Source organism: Shimia sp., assembly GCF_965227725.1.
Classification (GTDB): domain Bacteria; phylum Pseudomonadota; class Alphaproteobacteria; order Rhodobacterales; family Rhodobacteraceae; genus Shimia.
In genome coordinates this window covers 1,002,386-1,018,932 of the sequence record NZ_CBDDGH010000001.1, presented here as the reverse complement: position 1 = coordinate 1,018,932, position 16,547 = coordinate 1,002,386, and the positions used below count along the sequence as shown (strand labels likewise).

General features: G+C 61.2%; 14 protein-coding genes. 2 read left to right on the top strand and 12 right to left on the bottom strand.

Translation table 11 applies throughout. The annotated features are described in order from the left end of the window. Positions 1–99: 99 nt before the first annotated feature. The 5 genes from ACO07T_RS04755 to ACO07T_RS04735 form a co-directional block, all read right to left on the bottom strand. Positions 100–1,221 (bottom strand): ABC transporter ATP-binding protein, encoded by a 1,122-nt coding sequence (locus tag ACO07T_RS04755; RefSeq protein WP_209058085.1) that lies wholly within the window; start codon positions 1,219–1,221, stop codon positions 100–102. Then, positions 1,214–2,911 (bottom strand): alpha-amylase family glycosyl hydrolase, encoded by a 1,698-nt coding sequence (locus tag ACO07T_RS04750; RefSeq protein WP_422048460.1) that lies wholly within the window; start codon positions 2,909–2,911, stop codon positions 1,214–1,216. The genes ACO07T_RS04755 and ACO07T_RS04750 overlap by 8 nt, the downstream gene beginning before the upstream one ends. A gap of 50 nt (positions 2,912–2,961) precedes the next feature. Next, positions 2,962–4,125, bottom strand: coding sequence for a carbohydrate ABC transporter permease (locus tag ACO07T_RS04745; RefSeq protein ID WP_422048459.1), 1,164 nt, complete (start codon positions 4,123–4,125; stop codon positions 2,962–2,964). An 11-nt stretch (positions 4,126–4,136) separates the two neighbouring features. Continuing rightward, positions 4,137–5,363 carry a carbohydrate ABC transporter permease gene (locus tag ACO07T_RS04740; protein ID WP_422048458.1) on the bottom strand — a complete coding sequence of 409 codons (1,227 nt, stop codon included), beginning with the start codon at positions 5,361–5,363 and terminating at the stop codon, positions 4,137–4,139. A 68-nt stretch (positions 5,364–5,431) separates the two neighbouring features. After that, positions 5,432–6,796, bottom strand: coding sequence for an ABC transporter substrate-binding protein (locus tag ACO07T_RS04735; protein WP_422048457.1), 1,365 nt, complete (start codon positions 6,794–6,796; stop codon positions 5,432–5,434). Between the two features lie 204 nt (positions 6,797–7,000). On the opposite strand from ACO07T_RS04735, the gene ACO07T_RS04730 reads away from it, so the two are divergent. Both ACO07T_RS04730 and ACO07T_RS04725 read left to right on the top strand, forming a co-directional pair. Further along, positions 7,001–8,053, top strand: a complete 1,053-nt coding sequence (locus ACO07T_RS04730; protein WP_209076204.1) for a substrate-binding domain-containing protein — start codon at positions 7,001–7,003, stop codon at positions 8,051–8,053. A gap of 1 nt (position 8,054) precedes the next feature. Beyond that, positions 8,055–9,383 (top strand): GH1 family beta-glucosidase, encoded by a 1,329-nt coding sequence (locus ACO07T_RS04725; RefSeq protein ID WP_422048456.1) that lies wholly within the window; start codon positions 8,055–8,057, stop codon positions 9,381–9,383. On the opposite strand, the gene ACO07T_RS04720 is transcribed toward ACO07T_RS04725, so the two are convergent. From ACO07T_RS04720 to ACO07T_RS04690, 7 genes are read right to left on the bottom strand one after another with little or no spacing between them, the layout of a single operon-like run. Then, on the bottom strand, positions 9,380–10,111 hold the full coding sequence (locus ACO07T_RS04720; RefSeq protein WP_422048455.1) for a copper homeostasis protein CutC: 732 nt from the start codon (positions 10,109–10,111) through the stop codon (positions 9,380–9,382). The two genes, ACO07T_RS04725 and ACO07T_RS04720, sit on opposite strands and share 4 nt — an antisense overlap. Continuing rightward, positions 10,098–11,237 (bottom strand): N-acetylglucosamine-6-phosphate deacetylase, encoded by a 1,140-nt coding sequence (locus tag ACO07T_RS04715; protein ID WP_422048454.1) that lies wholly within the window; start codon positions 11,235–11,237, stop codon positions 10,098–10,100. The genes ACO07T_RS04720 and ACO07T_RS04715 overlap by 14 nt, the downstream gene beginning before the upstream one ends. Continuing rightward, positions 11,234–12,463 carry a class II D-tagatose-bisphosphate aldolase non-catalytic subunit gene (locus ACO07T_RS04710; protein ID WP_422048453.1) on the bottom strand — a complete coding sequence of 410 codons (1,230 nt, stop codon included), beginning with the start codon at positions 12,461–12,463 and terminating at the stop codon, positions 11,234–11,236. Before ACO07T_RS04710 ends, ACO07T_RS04715 begins: the two co-directional genes overlap by 4 nt. Further along, on the bottom strand, positions 12,456–13,361 hold the full coding sequence (locus tag ACO07T_RS04705) for an ROK family protein (protein WP_422048452.1): 906 nt from the start codon (positions 13,359–13,361) through the stop codon (positions 12,456–12,458). The genes ACO07T_RS04710 and ACO07T_RS04705 overlap by 8 nt, the downstream gene beginning before the upstream one ends. Next, positions 13,358–14,419, bottom strand: coding sequence for a tagatose-bisphosphate aldolase (locus ACO07T_RS04700; protein WP_422048451.1), 1,062 nt, complete (start codon positions 14,417–14,419; stop codon positions 13,358–13,360). Before ACO07T_RS04700 ends, ACO07T_RS04705 begins: the two co-directional genes overlap by 4 nt. Then, entirely contained in the window at positions 14,416–15,414 is a 999-nt protein-coding gene (locus tag ACO07T_RS04695; RefSeq protein WP_422048450.1) for an SIS domain-containing protein, read from the bottom strand. The genes ACO07T_RS04700 and ACO07T_RS04695 overlap by 4 nt, the downstream gene beginning before the upstream one ends. Then, positions 15,411–16,547: a Gfo/Idh/MocA family protein gene (locus ACO07T_RS04690; protein ID WP_422048449.1), complete on the bottom strand. Its 1,137-nt coding sequence runs from the start codon at positions 16,545–16,547 to the stop codon at positions 15,411–15,413. Before ACO07T_RS04690 ends, ACO07T_RS04695 begins: the two co-directional genes overlap by 4 nt.

Sequence of the window (16,547 nt, the reverse complement as noted above, 5' to 3'; positions counted from 1 at the left end):
TAGTTTGCAACGATTTTGCGCACCGCACCACTGTTTTGCGGCGGGTGCTGCAGGGGCAGAGAGCAACCCTAAAATGAGGGCCATGCACCTCGGCGCGGTTTAATGCGCCTTGGTTGCGATCGATTTGATCGGGCGGTCGCGATAGAGAAGCGACTGCGTGTCGGCAAAAATATGCACCTTGGCCGGGTCTGCGGTCATGGACACCTGCTGGCCTTTGAGGTCGCGGTGAATGCCCTGAAGCTTGCCGATCACCGGATCCGCGTCACCTTGCGGCTGAAAATAGAGCAGGGTGACCTCTCCCAGAGCTTCGGTGATATTGACCGTGCCGGTGAAGATCGCGGGGCCATCGGTGGTTACCAGATCTTCGGGGCGCACGCCGATGTTCACGGCACGCCCCATATCCTCAGCGCGCGATGGCACCGTCGATGTGGCGGTGCCACCTGCATCCAGCGCCACGGTGGTTGTCTCGCCCGTGCCGGTGATTTTGCCGGGCAGCAGGTTCATGGCCGGAGAGCCGATGAACTGCGCGACAAATTCATTTTCGGGACGCTCATACAGCTCTAGCGGCGTGCCAACCTGCGCAATGCCGCCACCGGCCAGCACCACAATGCGCGAGGCAAGCGTCATCGCCTCCACCTGATCATGGGTCACATAGACCATGGTGCTGTCCGGCATGCTTTCCTTAAGCTGCGCAATCTCGATGCGGGTGGCTACCCGCAGTGCGGCATCAAGGTTGGAGAGCGGCTCATCAAACAGATAGACCTTTGGGTCGCGCACAATCGAACGGCCAATGGCCACACGCTGGCGTTGCCCGCCAGAGAGTTCTTTCGGCAGACGGTCCAGCAGATTGTGCAGCTGCAGGGTTTTGGCGGCCTTCTCCACGCGCTCATTGATCTCCGCCGTGCTCATCTTCGCGATCTTGAGCGCAAAGGACATGTTTTCGCGCACGGTGAGATGCGGATAAAGCGCGTAGGATTGGAACACCATGGCGATGCCGCGCTGGCTGGGCGGCACATCGTTGACCAATGTGCCGTCAATTTCCAGCGTGCCGCCGGTGATATGTTCGAGCCCCGCGATCATCCGCAGCAAGGTGGATTTGCCGCAGCCCGACGGACCGACAAAGACAATCAATTCGCCTTTCTCGATCTCCAGATCGATGTTGCTCAATACATTCACCTGGCCATAGGACTTGGCCACATCTTTGAGAACCAGATCAGCCATGTCCGCTTTCCTCGCTGTTTTGCGCTGTGTTAGAGCCTGATGAGACCGCAAAGACCGCCTGCCATCCGGGCAAGGTGACGCTGTTGCCATCGCGGCTGACGGTGAAGGGGGCTTTGGCCTCCACTTTCCAGGCGCCGCTGGGCAATTCGAAGCTTTGGTCTTCGTCAGACAGGTTGAAGGCACAGATCGCGCGGGTGCCATTGTGGCTGCGCTCAAACCGGATGTGGGTGTCATCGGCGTGGATCAGGGTGAAATCCCCCTTGGCCAGCGCAGGCACGGTTTTGCGGAAGGCGATCAGGCGGCGGTAGAAGTTCAGCATGGAGCCGGAGGCGTCCTCCTGCGCTTCCACCGACAACGCCAGATGTTCAGAGGCCACCGGCAGCCAGGGCTTGCTGTCCGAAAAACCGCCATTCTGATTGTCAGACTTCCACACCATGGGCGTGCGACAGCCGTCACGCCCTTTGAACTTAGGCCAGAAACGGATGCCATAGGGGTCTTGCAGATCGTCAAACGCCACATCCGCCTCCGGCAGGCCCAGCTCTTCACCCTGATAGATGCAGGCAGAACCGCGCAGCGACATCAAAAGCGCGGCATAGGTGCGCTGGGCGGCATCAGACAGCGCCCAACGGGAGCCGTGGCGTTCCACGTCATGGTTGGAATAGGCCCAGCAGCCCCAGCTGTCCTGAGAGAAGCTTTCCGCCTTTGCCATCACTTCGGCGATGCGGGTGCCGGTGGGATGCACATGGCCAAGCAGGGCAAAATCATAGGCCATATGAAGCTTGTCCCCGCCGCCGGTGTATTCCGCCTGAATTTCACTGCCGCGATGGGAATCCCCCACTTCACCCACGGTGGTGATCGCGTCATATTCATTCAGCAAATCCCGCAGATCGCGCAGGAAGCCGAGGTTTTCCGGCTGGTTTTTGTCGTGCAGGTGATCTTGATGGTTATAGGGGTTCACCGCTGGCGCGATATTGTCGTTGCGCTGATCCTCGGGCAGGGGCGGGTTGTCGCGCAGCTCTGCGTCACAATAGTAGAAGTTCACCGTGTCCAGACGGAAGCCATCCACACCACGCTCCAGCCAGAAGCGGGCCACATCCAGCAGCTCCTGACGCACCTCTGCGTTGTGGAAGTTGAGGTCCGGCTGCTCGGCCAAGAAGTTGTGCAGATAATACTGCATTCGCGCGGTGTCCCACTGCCAGGCCGGACCGCCAAAGATCGACAGCCAGTTGTTGGGCGGCGTGCCATCGGGCTTTGCATCGGCCCAGACATACCAGTCGGCTTTGTCATTGCTGCGATCCGCACGGCTTTCCACAAACCATGGGTGCTGATCAGAGGTGTGGCTGAGCACGAGATCGATGATGATCTTGATGCCCAGCTCATGGGCTTTGGCGATCAGCGCGTCAAAATCCGCGAGCGTGCCAAACATCGGATCGACATCGCGATAATCTGAAACGTCATAGCCAAAATCCAGCATCGGCGAGGTGAAGAACGGCGAGAGCCAGATGGCATCCACGCCAAGGCTGGCCACATGGGGCAGGCGCTGGATGATGCCAGCCAGATCACCAATGCCGTCGCCGTTGCTATCCTGATAAGAGCGCGGATAAATCTGATAGATCACCGCACCGCGCCACCAGTCTGGGTCTGTGATGAGAGCGGTGTCTTGGGTCATGTTCGGGTCCTGATATGTCATCGGGTCGTCCTAGGTCTTGGCGGCATTTCTGCCGTGTTAGGGTATGTTTGTTATTTCACGGAGCCGGCCAGCAGGCCGCGCACGAGATAGCGTTGCATGGCAAAGAACACGCAGAGCGGCGCCACGATGGAGACAAAGGCCGCGGTGGCGAGGATCTCCCAATTGCCGCCACGGGTGCCCAGCAGCTCGACAATCTGATTGGTCATCACCGTGGTGTTGCCGGTGGCATCAATCAGGAAGACTTTGGCCACCAGCAGGTCATTCCATGTCCAGAGGAACTGCAGGATCGCGAAAGAGGCCAGCGCAGGGAAAGACAGGGGCAGGATGATCTTGGTGAAGATCTGAAAATCCGTGGCCCCATCCACCTTGGCGTTCTCGATGATGTCTTTGGGCAGCCCTGCCATGTAGTTGCGCAGTAGGTAGATCGCGAGCGGCAGGCCAAAGCCCGTGTGGGCCAGCCAGACGCCAAGATAGCCTTTGCCGATGCCGATATTGAGATGCAGCTTCAAAAGCGGGATCAGCGCCAGTTGCAAGGGCACCACCAAGAGGCCCACCACCGTGGCAATCAGCAGCACGCGGCCGGGGAACTCCATCCACGCGAGCGCATAGGCGGCGAAGGCGGCGATCAGAATTGGGATGATTGTGGCCGGAATCGTGACTGTCAGCGTGTTGAAAAACGCTTTGGCCATGCTGTCATTGCTGTTGCCGGAAAAGAGCACCTGATCATAGTTCTCAAGCGTAAAGTCCGGCGGCAGGGTTGCGGTAATGAACACCCGCTGGCCACGTTTGCGCAGCTTCTCTGTCGAGGTGAAGCGATAGTTCCCCGCCGCGTCCATGGTGAAGGTTTTCTCATCTTTGGAAAACGTCGCCACCTCGCCCACCGCAAAGGCATCCACCGCTTTGGAGGAGACGCCAAACCGCGTGATGGTGATACCTGGTGCGGGGCCATCCTCAGCCTCGTCCAGCAGATTGCCCTCAACCACCCAGAGGTCACCCTCCTGTGTTGCGGCCTCCGCCCCACCGGTGCGCAGCTGCACGACCTGCTCTGCCGAAAACAGGGATTTCCACCATCCCGAGGCAGAGATCTGATCTGCGGTGCGGAAGGAGGACACCAGCAAACCAACGGTGGGGAAGAGCCACAGCGCCACAAGCAGCGCCACAGAGATATTCACTGCCCAGCTGAGACCGGATTTACGTCCTGCGATATTGTCCATGGTCTCTCTCCTCAGCGCAATTCTTTGCGGGCCTGCACCACGTTCCAGATCAGGATCGGGGAGACGAGCAGCATGATGATGATGGCACTGGCAGAGCCCACGCCCCAGTCATTGGCGCGGAACAGCTTGTCATACATGTAGTTGGCCAAGACCTGCGTTTCCCACTGGCCGTTGGTCATGGCGAACACGATGTCAAAGACCTTGAGCACGACCAGCGTGATGGTGGTCCAGACCACGACAATTGTTGGCATGATCTGCGGGACTTTGATCTTGAAGAAGATCTGAAACGGGTTGGCGCCATCCAGAATGGCGGCCTCGATGGTTTCTTCGGGGATGCCGCGCAGCGCGGCGGAGAGGATCACCATGGCAAAGCCGGTCTGGATCCAGATCAGCACCACCATCAGGAAGAAGTTGTTGTAAAATGGCAGGGTCAGCCAGGTCTGCGGTGCACCATATTCAAGCTCGGTGACAAAGACCGTCACCGCATTGCTGAGCGCGGTATAGGCAAACCAAAGGCCAAGAGCCGCGCCAAAAACACGCAGCGCTTTGATCAGCACGGTGCCAGCGCTTTCAAGCAGGGGGCGCAGCAGCAGATAGGCGACATAGGCCACGATTGCGGCAAAGCTCACCAGAAGCACCGCAGGCAGCAGTTTCAGGATCAGAAAAGAGCCTATTCCACCTTCAAACTGCAACCAGACCGCATTTAAGATGCCAATCTGTTCATTGCCCGCGGGGCGCGCATCATAGACCAGCTTGAAGATCACTGACGCGCCCACAAAAGAGATCGCCATCGGCATGAAGATCAGGGATTTGGCGATGTTGCCCCATTTGATGCGGTCGGTCAGCTGTGCCGCCAACAGGCCGAAGGCGGTGGAGGCTGCAGGCACCACAATCAGCCACAGCATGTTGTTGCGCATCGCCTCCCAGAATTTGGGTTCGGCAAACATCTGGCTGTAATTGGCGAGGCCGACAAAGGCCTCATCCTGCGTGCGGTCCGTGAGAGACAGCCGCAGCGTCTCAATCACCGGATAGCCAAGATACAGCCCCAGCGCGAGGATCGCAGGGCCGAGAAACAGCCACGGGCGGATCATGTTTGCGCGGTTGATATTGCGCCCCGCATTGGGACCCACCGGCGGAAACAGGACTTTATCCAGAAAGAGATTGGACAGGTAGAAATAGCCAAGACAGCCACTCACACCAATCGCAATGGTCACAAGACCAAGCAGGGCCGGAGACATGGCGCACCCCTTTTTTGAACTGTGCCGCCCCGACTGTGGGGCGACACGGGTTTGGCGTCAGAGCGCGCTTATTTCAGCGCGTCCCAGCTGTCCTGAATTTCGGTCGCCACAGTGGCCGCATCCTTGCCGCCGGTGAAATCGACCATGCCGGTCCAGAAGGAGCCTGCGCCCACGCCACCTGGCATCAGGTCAGAGCCGTCAAAGCGGAAGGTGGTCGCATTCACCAGAATATCCGCCTGACCGCGCAGCGCGTCGTTCAGGTAGGTCTCCGGATTCACGCTTTTCAGCGGTGTCAGGAAGCCCGACTGCGCGCCAAAGACTTCATGCGCCAGCGGCAGCTGGAAGAATTCCATCAGCGCGGTGGTGGCATCAGACGGATCGGTGATCGCCATCAATGTGCCCCCGCCCAGAACCGGATTGCCGAGGTCTTTGCCCTCATAAGACGGGAAGTAGAAGAAATCGACATCTTCGCCAAACTCAATGCCTTCCGGGAAGAAGGCCGGCACGAAGGAGGCCTGACGGTGCATGTAGCACTCCGCCGGGGCGGCAAACATGCCTTTCGGGCTGTCGCGGAAATCGGTGGTGGCCACGGCACCCGCGCCGCCGGAGACTTTGGCGTCATCGCCCACAAACCAGCCGAACTCGTCGATGGCCGCAACCACACGTTCGTCGTTGAACGGAATGTCGTTGGTGGTCCAGGCGTCATACACATCGGCTGGCTGGGTGCGTAGCATAATGTCTTCCACCCAGTCAGTGGCGGGCCAGCCGGTTGCCGCGCCGGATCCCAGACCGATGCACCAAGGGGTTTCGCCATCGGCCACGATCTGCTCGGTAAGTGCGCGCAGCTCCTCCATGGTTTCGGGCACCTCATACTCGGCGTCCTCGAAGTTTTCCGGCACATACCACACCAGCGACTTCACGTTCACATTGTAGAAGAAACCATAGTGCTGATCGGCGCCGTCTTTGTCCGCATAGGTGCCAAGATCCACCCAGCTTTGGCCCGCGCCGTAGTTCTCAACGGTCCAGGGCGCCATGTTGGCGGGCAGCGGCGAAAGCAGGCCGCGCGCGGCCATGTCTGCCGCGAGGCCCGGCTGTGGGAACACGGCGATATTGGGGGCGGAGCCCGCTTCGGCGTCGATCACGATCTGCTGCTCAAAGCTGTCAGAGCCGGTGTAAATCGCCTCAGCGCCGGTGGCTTCAGTGAAATAGGCCAGCACGGAGCGGAACACGTCGTCCTCCGGTTGCAGCCAGGGGCCAGCGACGGTCACGGTCTGACCGCTCAGATCCGGCGCGCTCTCGGCCCATGCGTTGTAGCTGTCCCAGCTGAATGCTCCCTCACCCGGCTTGAACTTCATATGGCCGTGGCCGTCCGCCATTGCGGTGCCCGCCATCAGCGCCAGCGCGGCGGCGCTCGCATAGAGTTTCGGTGTCATGGATTTCCTCCCAGTTTCCATAATCTGTGGATAGATTACCAAAGCGCTTTGAATTTTGCAATGCGCTTGAAATTGCGGCGCTTGTGCCAAAGAAATATATGATTTATTACTGTTTTCAGGAGGAATTCTTTGATGTCGATGCTGTTGGTCACACCGATAAAGCATCAATTATCAAAGCGCTTTGAGGAATAAACGTCAAAAATCATGAACCTGAAAGAGCTCTCAGAGAAACTGGGTCTGTCGCAGACCACAGTGTCGCGTGCGTTAAACGGCTACCCCGAAGTGCGCGAATCAACGCGGCAAAAGGTGCTGGAAGCGGCGCGCGCCCACAACTATGCGCCCAACACCCGCGCCAAAACGCTGGCGACCGGGCGGGCGATGACCATCGGCCACGTGCTGCCGGTGTCCAAAAAGCATGAGATGGTGAACCCGATCTTTGCGGATTTCATCGCCGGGGCGGGGGAGATCTATTCTGACAACGGCTATGATCTGTTGCTGTCGGTGGTTAATGACGAGGACGAAGAGGCCAGTTACCGCAAACTTGTTTCACGTGGAGCAGTGGACGGGGTCATCGTACATGGTCCCAAGGTGAATGACCGCCGTATCGCGCTGTTGCAGGAACTGGGTGTGCCCTTTGTGGTGCATGGCCGCTCCACCGAGGTGGCAGAGCGCTACAGCTGGGTGGATGTGAACAACAAACGGGCCTTTCAGCGGGCCACCGAATTTCTGCTGGATCTGGGCCACCGCCGCATCGCCTTGCTGAACGGATTGGCGGATATGGATTTTGCCACCCGCCGCGGGGCGGGCTATGTGGCGGCGCTGGACGGGCGCGAGGTGCCTGTGCGCCAGGAGCTGATCTTTCACGATGAGATGACCGAGAACTACGGCTATGAAACCTGCCGCAAAGCGCTGGCGATGGAGAAGCCGCCAACCGCCTTTGTGGTGTCCTCGATCATTCCGGCCATTGGCCTGCGCCGCGCGCTTTCCGAAGCCGGGCTGAAGATGGGCCGCGATGTCTCCGTGGTTATCCATGACGATGCGCTGAGTTACTTCGGCAACGAAGGCGATGTGCCGGCCTTCACCGCTGTGCGCTCTTCGGTGCGCGAAGCCGGGCGCAAGGTGGCTGGCACGCTGATTGATATGATTTCCAAACCCGGCAGCGAGCTGCGTCAGGAGATGCTCGAAGCAACCCTGACCGTGGGCCAATCTACCGGGCCTGCCCCGGCGGTGCGACAGGTTCTGGCACAGGAGGATTGAGATGATCACCCACAAGCGCTCCGACTTTCCCGAAGGGTTTCAATTTGGTGTGGCCACATCGAGCTATCAGATCGAGGGCCACAGCTTTGGGGGGGCGGGGCGCACGCATTGGGATGATTTTGCCGCCACACCCGGCAATGTGGTGCGCGCTGAAAACGGCGCGCTGGGCTGTGATCACTATAACCGTCTGGAAGGAGATCTCGATCTCATCGCTGGTCTGGGGGTGGACACCTATCGCTTTTCTACCAGTTGGGCGCGGGTGCTGCCGGAGGGGCTTGGCGCACCCAATCAGGAAGGGCTCGATTTTTATGACCGACTGGTGGACGGGCTTTTGGCGCGCGGTATCAATCCGGCGCTGACACTCTATCACTGGGAGCTGCCCTCCGCCCTGGCCGATCTGGGGGGCTGGCGCAATCGCGATATCGCGGGCTGGTTTGGCGACTATACCGACACGCTCATGCGCCGGATCGGGGATCGCGTCTGGTCGGTTGCGCCGATCAACGAGCCCTGGTGTGTCGGCTGGCTGAGCCACTTCATGGGAGCACATGCGCCGGGGCTGCGCGACATCCGCGCCACCGCACGGGCCATGCATCATGTGCTTCTGGCCCATGGCACAGCCATTCAGGTGATGCGTGGCCATGGCATGAAAAACCTCGGCGCGGTGTGCAATTTTGAATGGGCCAAGCCGCTGGATGACGGTGCAGAGGCCGCCGCTGCCGCGGCGCGCTATGATGCGATTTACAACCGGTTCTTCCTCGGCGGGCTGTTCAAAGGGGAATATCCCGCGCTGGCGCTGGAGGGTTTGGAGCCGCATCTGCCGCACGGCTGGCAGGATGATTTTGAGGTGATCACCACGCCCGTGGATTGGAGCGGGCTGAATTACTACACCCGCAAGCTCATTGGGCCCGCCGATGGGCCATGGCCGCGTTACAGCGAGCACACCGGCGATCTGCCTCTGACCTCAATGGGCTGGGAGATCTATCCCGACGGGCTGCGCGATTTCCTGATCCGCATGGCGCGCGAATATACCGGCGATCTGCCGATCTATGTGACCGAAAACGGCATGTCTGCACCGGATCACCTCACAGATCGTGGCGTGGTGGAGGATCCGCACCGCATGTCTTACCTCAATAGCCATCTTTCCGCGGTGCAGGACGCGCTGGCCGCAGATGTGCCGCTGAAGGGCTACTACATCTGGTCGCTGATGGACAATTACGAATGGGCGCTGGGCTATGAGAAGCGTTTCGGCCTGATCCATGTGGATTTTGACAGCTTTGCACGCACGCCAAAGGCATCTTATCACGCTTTGGCACAGGCGCTGCGCAGCTAGCCTCGCGTTGCAAGCTGATCCAGCTCTTTCCGGAAGGCAGAAATGGTGGCGCGGTCTGTCACGCGCTGCGTCTTGGCAAAGCCAAATTGATGCAAATCTGCGGCCACAGGCATGTCTTTCGCGCAGGAGCTGTGAAAGGATGTGATGCTGGTTTTTTCTGCGACTTCAGCAAGATTAGAGACTGATACGCCGCTGCCCGCCATGATCTCGATCCGTCCGTTTGCCGCGCTGTGCAGCTGTGATAGCTGCGCCAACGCGTCAATCGCCTTGGGCGCTCCGCCGGAGGTCAGGATGCGGTCTATGCCCAGTGAGATCGCCTGCTCCATCGCCGCGATGGGATCAGGCAGCAGGTCGATCACCCGATGCAGCGTGACCTCCAGACCTTCGGCGGCGCGCATCAGGGTGCTGAGCGTGTCCAGATCAAGCACATCCCCTTGGCGTGCGCCGATGACCACCCCTGCGAGACCGGCCTCTTTCACCGCATGAATGCTGGCGCACATCACCTGTGTTTCGGCCACGTCATAACAGAAATCTCCGGCGCGGGGCCGGATCATCACATGGCTTGGCAAGTCGCTCTGCGCCGCCAGCGCTATCAGCCCCGGATCGGGCGTCAGCCCTCCCAGCTCCAGCGCGCTGCACAGCTCGATCCGGTCCACCAAGCCAGCGCAGGCATCCAACCCGGCAGGGCTGTCGATACAGACCTCAAATGTGAGCCTATTCCGCCGCATCTGGGGCTTTTGGCGCGGTGAGAATTGTGGCAAGCGTGCCGGTCACGGCGTGGTCTTCATCCAGCAGGATCAGGTCTTCGACAGGGCGGTTGAGCGGGCTTGCGAGCGCCTCCAGCTCCATGCAGGCCGCAGGGGTGGTGATCGCCATGCGCAGAGCGGCTTCCGGTGTCAGCCCGATCTTTGAAATCAGGCGCTGCACGCCCTCGGCCTGGGTGATATGCGCCCCGGCCAGGCCGCCCTGACGGTTGATCAGGCGTCCGTCGCGCAGCACAACCTCATGGCCATAAAGATCAAACCGGTCCGGCCCGCCAACCGTGGCCATGGAATCCGACACCAGCATCATACGGTCCGGCACCGGACGCGCGCGCAGGGCGAGCCCCACCATGCCGTCAGCCACATGGAAGCCGTCACAGATGATCCCGGCATAAAGCGATGAGTTGATCACCGCGCCCACCACGCCGGGTTCCCGGCTCGTCATCGGGGACATGGCGTTATAGAGATGCGTGGCGCAGCTTGCGCCCGCCGCAATCGCCGCCTCAACCTGCGCTGCCGTGGCATCGGTGTGGCCCAGCGACACAACAACGCCGATCTCTGCCAGCTCGGAAATCTGCTCAAGCGTTGCGGCCTCTGGCGCCAGCGTTATCATCACCGGAATGCCGATCTCGCGCAGATGCCGCACCACATTCATCGTGCGCGCATCAAGGGGGCGGATAAAGCTGCCCTCATGGGTGCCTTTGCGCGGCTCTGCAATATGCGGCCCTTCGATGTGCAGCCCCGCAACGCCGGGCAGATCTTTGGCGGCGACTATGGCATTGGCGGCATTTTCAAGCACTTCGGGGCGGTCGGTGATCACCGTGGGCAGGATCGCAACCGTGCCGAAACGCCGGTGCGCGGCGGCGATGGTGGCGATGGCCTCGCGCGTGGGCGTGGCGTTTAACAACACGCCGCCGCCGCCGTTGACCTGCAAATCCACATAGCCCGGTGTCAGCGTGCCGCACAGTGGCGTGGCCCCCGCCGGCGCCTTGGCGATCTCTGTCACAACGCCGTTTTCCACACGCAGGGCCATGCCTGTGCGCAGATCTTTGCCGTCAAACAGGTGATCGGGGGCCAGCCATTGCGTGCTCATGATGTCACCTCAAGAAAATAGGGATCCAGCGCCAGCTCGATCTGTGCATCCACCAGCCGTTGCGCCTGAGAGCCGCTGAGCATCTCAGCGCGGGCCAGCGTGGTTTCGTCAAAGGCCCTGCGCAGCGCAGCATCGGGCAAAGCTTTGGGCAGATCGTCAAACAACGCCTTTACAGCGGCTACCGCTTTGGGTTGGGGCCAGTAGTAGCGGATACGATCCGCCAGCCCGAAATGGCGCTGCTGATAAAGCGCCTCCTCGGCCCCATGATAGTGCCCCTGCCAGTGTTTTGGCGTTTCCATCATCACGTCTTCCATTGCCGCCTGCAGCGCGCCTTTGGTGCCGCGCAGGCTGTCCAGCGCGTAAAGCGCTTCGCGGTATGCGAAGGTCAGCGCCGGGCCGACCTTTTGGAACGCAAAGCCCAGCTCTGCAAGCCGGTGAAACACCTCCGGGTGCTGATAATCCGTCGAATGCGCCTCAAGGCAGACATTTGGCGCGTCTGCCAGAGCCGAAACAAAGCCCGGATCGCGCGTCAGCGGCATGTGATGCACCTCGGTCGGGCTGAATTCCACACCGGGTTGCACCACCAATCCGCCAATCTCGGGGGCCAGATCGCCGAAGGTCTCCATATGCATCGCCAGCGTCTTTGCGGCGTCTGCGGCATTGGTGGGTGGAATGTCTCCGTCCTCATCCATGCGCGCGCCGCCCGGCGGGGGCACTTCGGTGCCAACCACAAAGAGCAGATCCTCGCCCGCCTCTGCGCAGACCCGCGCCAGATCGGCAGAGCGGCTGGCGGTTTGATCATCATTGAGCTGCGCCGCTTCGCCCGCGCAGCCTTCAGAGCAATCCAGATGGATCTTGCCAAAGCCAGCTTTCACATAATCACGCACCAGCACGCGCGCCTTTTCCATAGCCGCCTCGGCTGGCATGGCGCGCCAGGCCTGCGGGCCGAGATGGTCGCCGCCAAAGATGATGCGCCCGCGGTCCACACCTGCGCCGTCGGCGATGTCGTGCACATAGCGGATGAAGCCCTCCGGCGTGATCCCGGTATAGCCGCCATCCTGGTTGACCTGATTGGAGGTGGCCTCGATCACCACCTGCTGATCCTTGCGCTCCGCCAGCGCGAGCGAGGCGCGCAACACATCCGGATGGGCAGAGCACACCGAGGGGATGGCCACCGGCGCGCCGCTGCGGTTCTGGGCGATGATTTTGCGCAGCACATCAGTCATTTTGTGTCTCCTGCCAGGCGGCATAGGCCGCGCCGCGCGCGCCGCTGGCGTCTCCGCCTTGCGCCAGTACCAGTTTTGCGGCGAGGAAATCGCCGATCTGCGCGTCTTGCGCGGCGGCTGTGATGTCTTCGATTACGCCGTCGATCCGGCTCAAGCCACCGCCCAGCACAATCACGTCCGGATCGACCGTCAGGGTCAGCCCGTGGATCATCTCGGCGGCAAGGCTGGTCCAGACTTTCCAGACCCGCGCCATATCGCCCATGCGCCGCGCAGCGATCTCGGGTGGGGAGAGGTTCTGTCCGGTCAGATGCTCCGCCAGCAGGCTCAGGCCGGGGCCCGCGACATAGGTTTCAATACAGCCCTGACGGCCACAGCCACAGCGATGGATCGGCAGCCGATACCGGCTCACGATATGCGCGGGCGCGGCGATATGGCCAAACTCGCCTCCGGTGAGGGTTGGCCCCTGCAATAGAGACTGTTTCACCACAATCCCGCCGCCAATGCCGGTGCCGATGATCAACGACATCACCGTGTCATGGCCCCGACCCGCGCCAAAAATCGCTTCGGAAAGCCCCAGCGCGCGGCAATCATTCACATAGGTGATCGGGCGTCCCAGGGCGGTGTTCAGATGGGTGGGAAACGGATGGTCCGTGGCGGGCAGGTTGGCGGTCAGCGCGAGGCCGGTCTTGGGGTTGATCAACCCTGCCGCCCCGACGCCGACAGGCACGGCCATGCCTGCCTCAGCTTCGGCCCAGCGGGCCTGATCCACCACGGTGGCCACCAGATCTTTGTAAGACTTGGGCGTGGGGGCACGATGGCGCGCAACCTCGCTCCAGTCTTCATCAAACAGGCGTACCTCACATTTGGTGCCACCCAGATCGATGCCGGCAACGGTCATGCGTCTGCTCCGTCGCCAACCCCGTGCAGGGTCACCCCGGCCACCACCCGGCTGAGCGTGCCTTGGCCCGTGAAGGGATCATCCACATTGAGGCTCAGGTCTGCCGCCCATTTCACCCCGTCAATCTGGGCGGCGGCGATGCACAGCGGTGCGGCCCAGGCGGTGCCAAAGGGCATGGGGATGTCGATATCGCCGTCGGGGCCAATCTCTGTCACCCGCGCTTCAGGGAACTGCGCGCGCAGCTCGGCCACGAGATCGGTGTCATAGGCGCGGGTTGGCGATTGCGGGCTGGAGAAGACGGTGATCGCGGTCTCCCCGCGCACAAAGGACTTTGGCCCGTGGCGGAAGCCAAGGCTGCTGTCCCACAGCGCAGGCGTCTGCCCGGCGGTCAGCTCCATCACTTTCAGGGCCGCTTCGCGTGCGGCGTAGGTGAGGGGGCCGGAGCCCACATAGACCGCACGCTCCGGGCGCGGTGTGCCAAACTGTGGCAACAGCGCGTCGAGTTGATCGGCCAGCGCATCAAAGCGCGCAGGCACATCACAGGGCGCATCAAACAGCGCAAGTGCGGTCAGCAGCATGGTGGAAAAACTGCTGGTCATGGCAAAGCCCGCGTCATGGGTCACTTCGGGCAGGTTGATCACCTTCAATGGGCCGGGCGCTGCGCGGGTCGCCAGCGCGCCGTCGGGGTTGCAGGTGATGTGCAAACGCGGCGCATCCGGCGCCAAAGCGTCGAGCGCGTCCAATGTGCCAAGGCTTTCCGTGGAATTGCCGGAGCGGCCAAAGCTCACCACCAACGGGCGGTTGCCAGTCAGAAAGGCGCGCGGATTGGCCACCAGATCGGTGGAGGGCACAGAGCGCGTGCCCGGCACGGCGGCGGCGATGATATCGCCGATATAGGCGCTGGTGCCTGCACCACAGAACCAGATTTCATCGGCTGCCTGCTCCGCAATCCATGCGCGCAGGCCAGCGACATCCAGCGCGGCCCCCCAGGCGCGCCAGACAGCGGGTTGTTGGTGAATTTCGCGCCAGGTGGCCCAGGTGTTCAGAGAGTCGGTCATGTGGTTTGGGTCACTTTCGAAAGCGTTTCCGGCGCATCGGGGTTCAACCCCAAAGCCAGCGCGGTTTCAAGGATCACGGGATAGATCAGCGCCAGCAGATAGGCGGCTGCGGCGGCGGGTGTCAGCGGAGCGTCGATCAGCTCGGAAACCCGTAGCCGATGCACATCACAGCCGACCGCGCCAAAGCGCGCCTCTGCCTGATCCAGACTGTCCTGAATGTCGGCCTGTCCGGTATCAAGGATCAGCACCATCAAAGGGTTGGTCGCCAGTTGCAGCGGGCCATGCAGCACCTCTGAGGCGGAATAGGCCTCTGCATGCAGCGCGCAGCATTCCTTGAGCTTGAGCGCCACCTCATGAGCAGCCCCAAAGCCGGTGTCGCGGCCAATCACATAGACGTTGCGCGCGCGTAGAAAAGCCGCGCGAATGCTGTTTGCGTTTGGCAATGCCGTGGGCGCAGTCTGCAGCTTTGTTGCGGCGCTTGCTGCGTCATATTTAGGCTCTATTCCAGCCAAAAGCGCTATCCCTGCGGCGATCGAGCCTACCACGGTTTTGGTTGCAGGCACCGCGTTTTCCGGCCCGGCACCAATCGGCACGGTGACCTCGGAAACCTGTTCCACCGGGCTGTCGGGCTGATTGGTCAGCGCCAGCACTTTGGCCCCCCGCGCCCGCGCGCCTTTGGCGCTGCGCACAAGGTCTTCGCTTGCGCCGGATTGGCTCACCACCAATGCGGCGGTGTCCTCCAGCTGCACGCCCGCGCCAATCGAGAAGACCGAAGGCGGCAGCGAGGTCACCGGCACGCCAAGCACCCGCATGAACTCATAGGAGAGAATATTGGCCGCCGCATCCGAGGAGCCGCGTGCAATCGTGTAAAACGCCCGCACATCGCCCATGTCGGGCAAGGTCACCTCTTGGGTGGCCGCGCGTGCAAATACGCTGAGGGCTTGGGCGCTTTCCTGCGCCATCCAGGCGCCGGGAACATCCGCTTTCATGGTCATGTCCGCAATCCAAATGTGTCAAACTCGGCCCATGTCGGGGCCATATCAATCATGCTGCCGTTGATGCGCGCCTCATCCAGCGCCATGGCCACCAGCCCGGCCTCAAGCGCGTCCACCACGCCCACCGGCAGGCTGTCGCTCTCGCCTTTCAAAAAGGCCACGATTTCATCCACCATCATGTGATCCGCGCCGTAATGCGCAGAGGCACGCGCGGCTTCCATCTGGGTGTAATCGTGATCGGCAATCACTGTGCCATCCCGCGCCGTGGCCCGCACAAAGCCGCGCATAAAATCGCCCTCAATCATGCCAAGCGCGCCCATCACACAGAAGCGGCGGTGCTCATCGGGCACGTTGATATTGGTGTGAAAACTCATCGACGCGCCGCTTTCATAGTGCAGGATCGCGGTCTGGTGGTCGATGATATCCCCGTCGCTGTGAAACGGATCATCCACGCTTTGCCACACGCTTTTCTTGCGGTGCATGATCTCGTTTTCAGCGTTAGACGTGGGGGCGAACTCCGGCACAAAGGAGCGCCGGCCCCCAAAGCTCGCCACCCGGTTCGGGCGAGAGGCCGTCACCATGTTGTAAATGTCCAGATCGTGGCAGCATTTTTCCAGCATGAAGCCGCCAGACCAGCGCACCATCCGCCGCCAGTCCCGCATGAAAAACGCTCCGTGATACGGCGCAATATGTTCGCTCGCCTCAATTGAGGTGATCGGCCCGATCTGATTCAGCACACGGCGCAGATCCACCATATGTTGCGAATAGCGCAGCACCAGCCCGACCATCACACTGTCTGTGCCATGTTCAGCGAGAAGCGCGGCCAGCTCCATGGTCTCCTCTTTGGTGGTGACCACGGGCTTTTCGGTGAAAATCCGCACCCCGGCGGCCAGCCCCGCCTTGATATGCTCCAGATGGAAGCTGTTGGGTGAGCCGACAAAGAAGAGGTCTGGCGATGCCTCAGTGAGCATGGTTTCCACGTCGTCAAACCGCGGCACATCGGTGCCGATCATCTCCAGATGGGTGGGCTGGGGATCATAGAAGCCGACAAATTCGACCTCGGGCATGGCTTCTTTCAGGATGGAGAGCACATGCCCCGCCCGAAGCCCGATCCCTGCTGTCACAACACGCAT

Excerpts from the sequence above, each read along its gene's own strand:
- ACO07T_RS04755 (WP_209058085.1), bottom strand. The coding sequence starts at position 1,221 with ATGGCTGATCTGGTTCTCAAAGATGTGGCCAAGTCCTATGGCCAGGTG.
- ACO07T_RS04750 (WP_422048460.1), bottom strand. The coding sequence starts at position 2,911 with ATGACATATCAGGACCCGAACATGACCCAAGACACCGCTCTCATCACA.
- ACO07T_RS04745 (WP_422048459.1), bottom strand. The coding sequence starts at position 4,125 with ATGGACAATATCGCAGGACGTAAATCCGGTCTCAGCTGGGCAGTGAAT.
- ACO07T_RS04740 (WP_422048458.1), bottom strand. The coding sequence starts at position 5,363 with ATGTCTCCGGCCCTGCTTGGTCTTGTGACCATTGCGATTGGTGTGAGT.
- ACO07T_RS04735 (WP_422048457.1), bottom strand. The coding sequence starts at position 6,796 with ATGACACCGAAACTCTATGCGAGCGCCGCCGCGCTGGCGCTGATGGCG.
- ACO07T_RS04730 (WP_209076204.1), top strand. The coding sequence starts at position 7,001 with ATGAACCTGAAAGAGCTCTCAGAGAAACTGGGTCTGTCGCAGACCACA.
- ACO07T_RS04725 (WP_422048456.1), top strand. The coding sequence starts at position 8,055 with ATGATCACCCACAAGCGCTCCGACTTTCCCGAAGGGTTTCAATTTGGT.
- ACO07T_RS04720 (WP_422048455.1), bottom strand. The coding sequence starts at position 10,111 with ATGCGGCGGAATAGGCTCACATTTGAGGTCTGTATCGACAGCCCTGCC.
- ACO07T_RS04715 (WP_422048454.1), bottom strand. The coding sequence starts at position 11,237 with ATGAGCACGCAATGGCTGGCCCCCGATCACCTGTTTGACGGCAAAGAT.
- ACO07T_RS04710 (WP_422048453.1), bottom strand. The coding sequence starts at position 12,463 with ATGACTGATGTGCTGCGCAAAATCATCGCCCAGAACCGCAGCGGCGCG.
- ACO07T_RS04705 (WP_422048452.1), bottom strand. The coding sequence starts at position 13,361 with ATGACCGTTGCCGGCATCGATCTGGGTGGCACCAAATGTGAGGTACGC.
- ACO07T_RS04700 (WP_422048451.1), bottom strand. The coding sequence starts at position 14,419 with ATGACCGACTCTCTGAACACCTGGGCCACCTGGCGCGAAATTCACCAA.
- ACO07T_RS04695 (WP_422048450.1), bottom strand. The coding sequence starts at position 15,414 with ATGACCATGAAAGCGGATGTTCCCGGCGCCTGGATGGCGCAGGAAAGC.
- ACO07T_RS04690 (WP_422048449.1), bottom strand. The coding sequence starts at position 16,547 with ATGCGTGTTGTGACAGCAGGGATCGGGCTTCGGGCGGGGCATGTGCTC.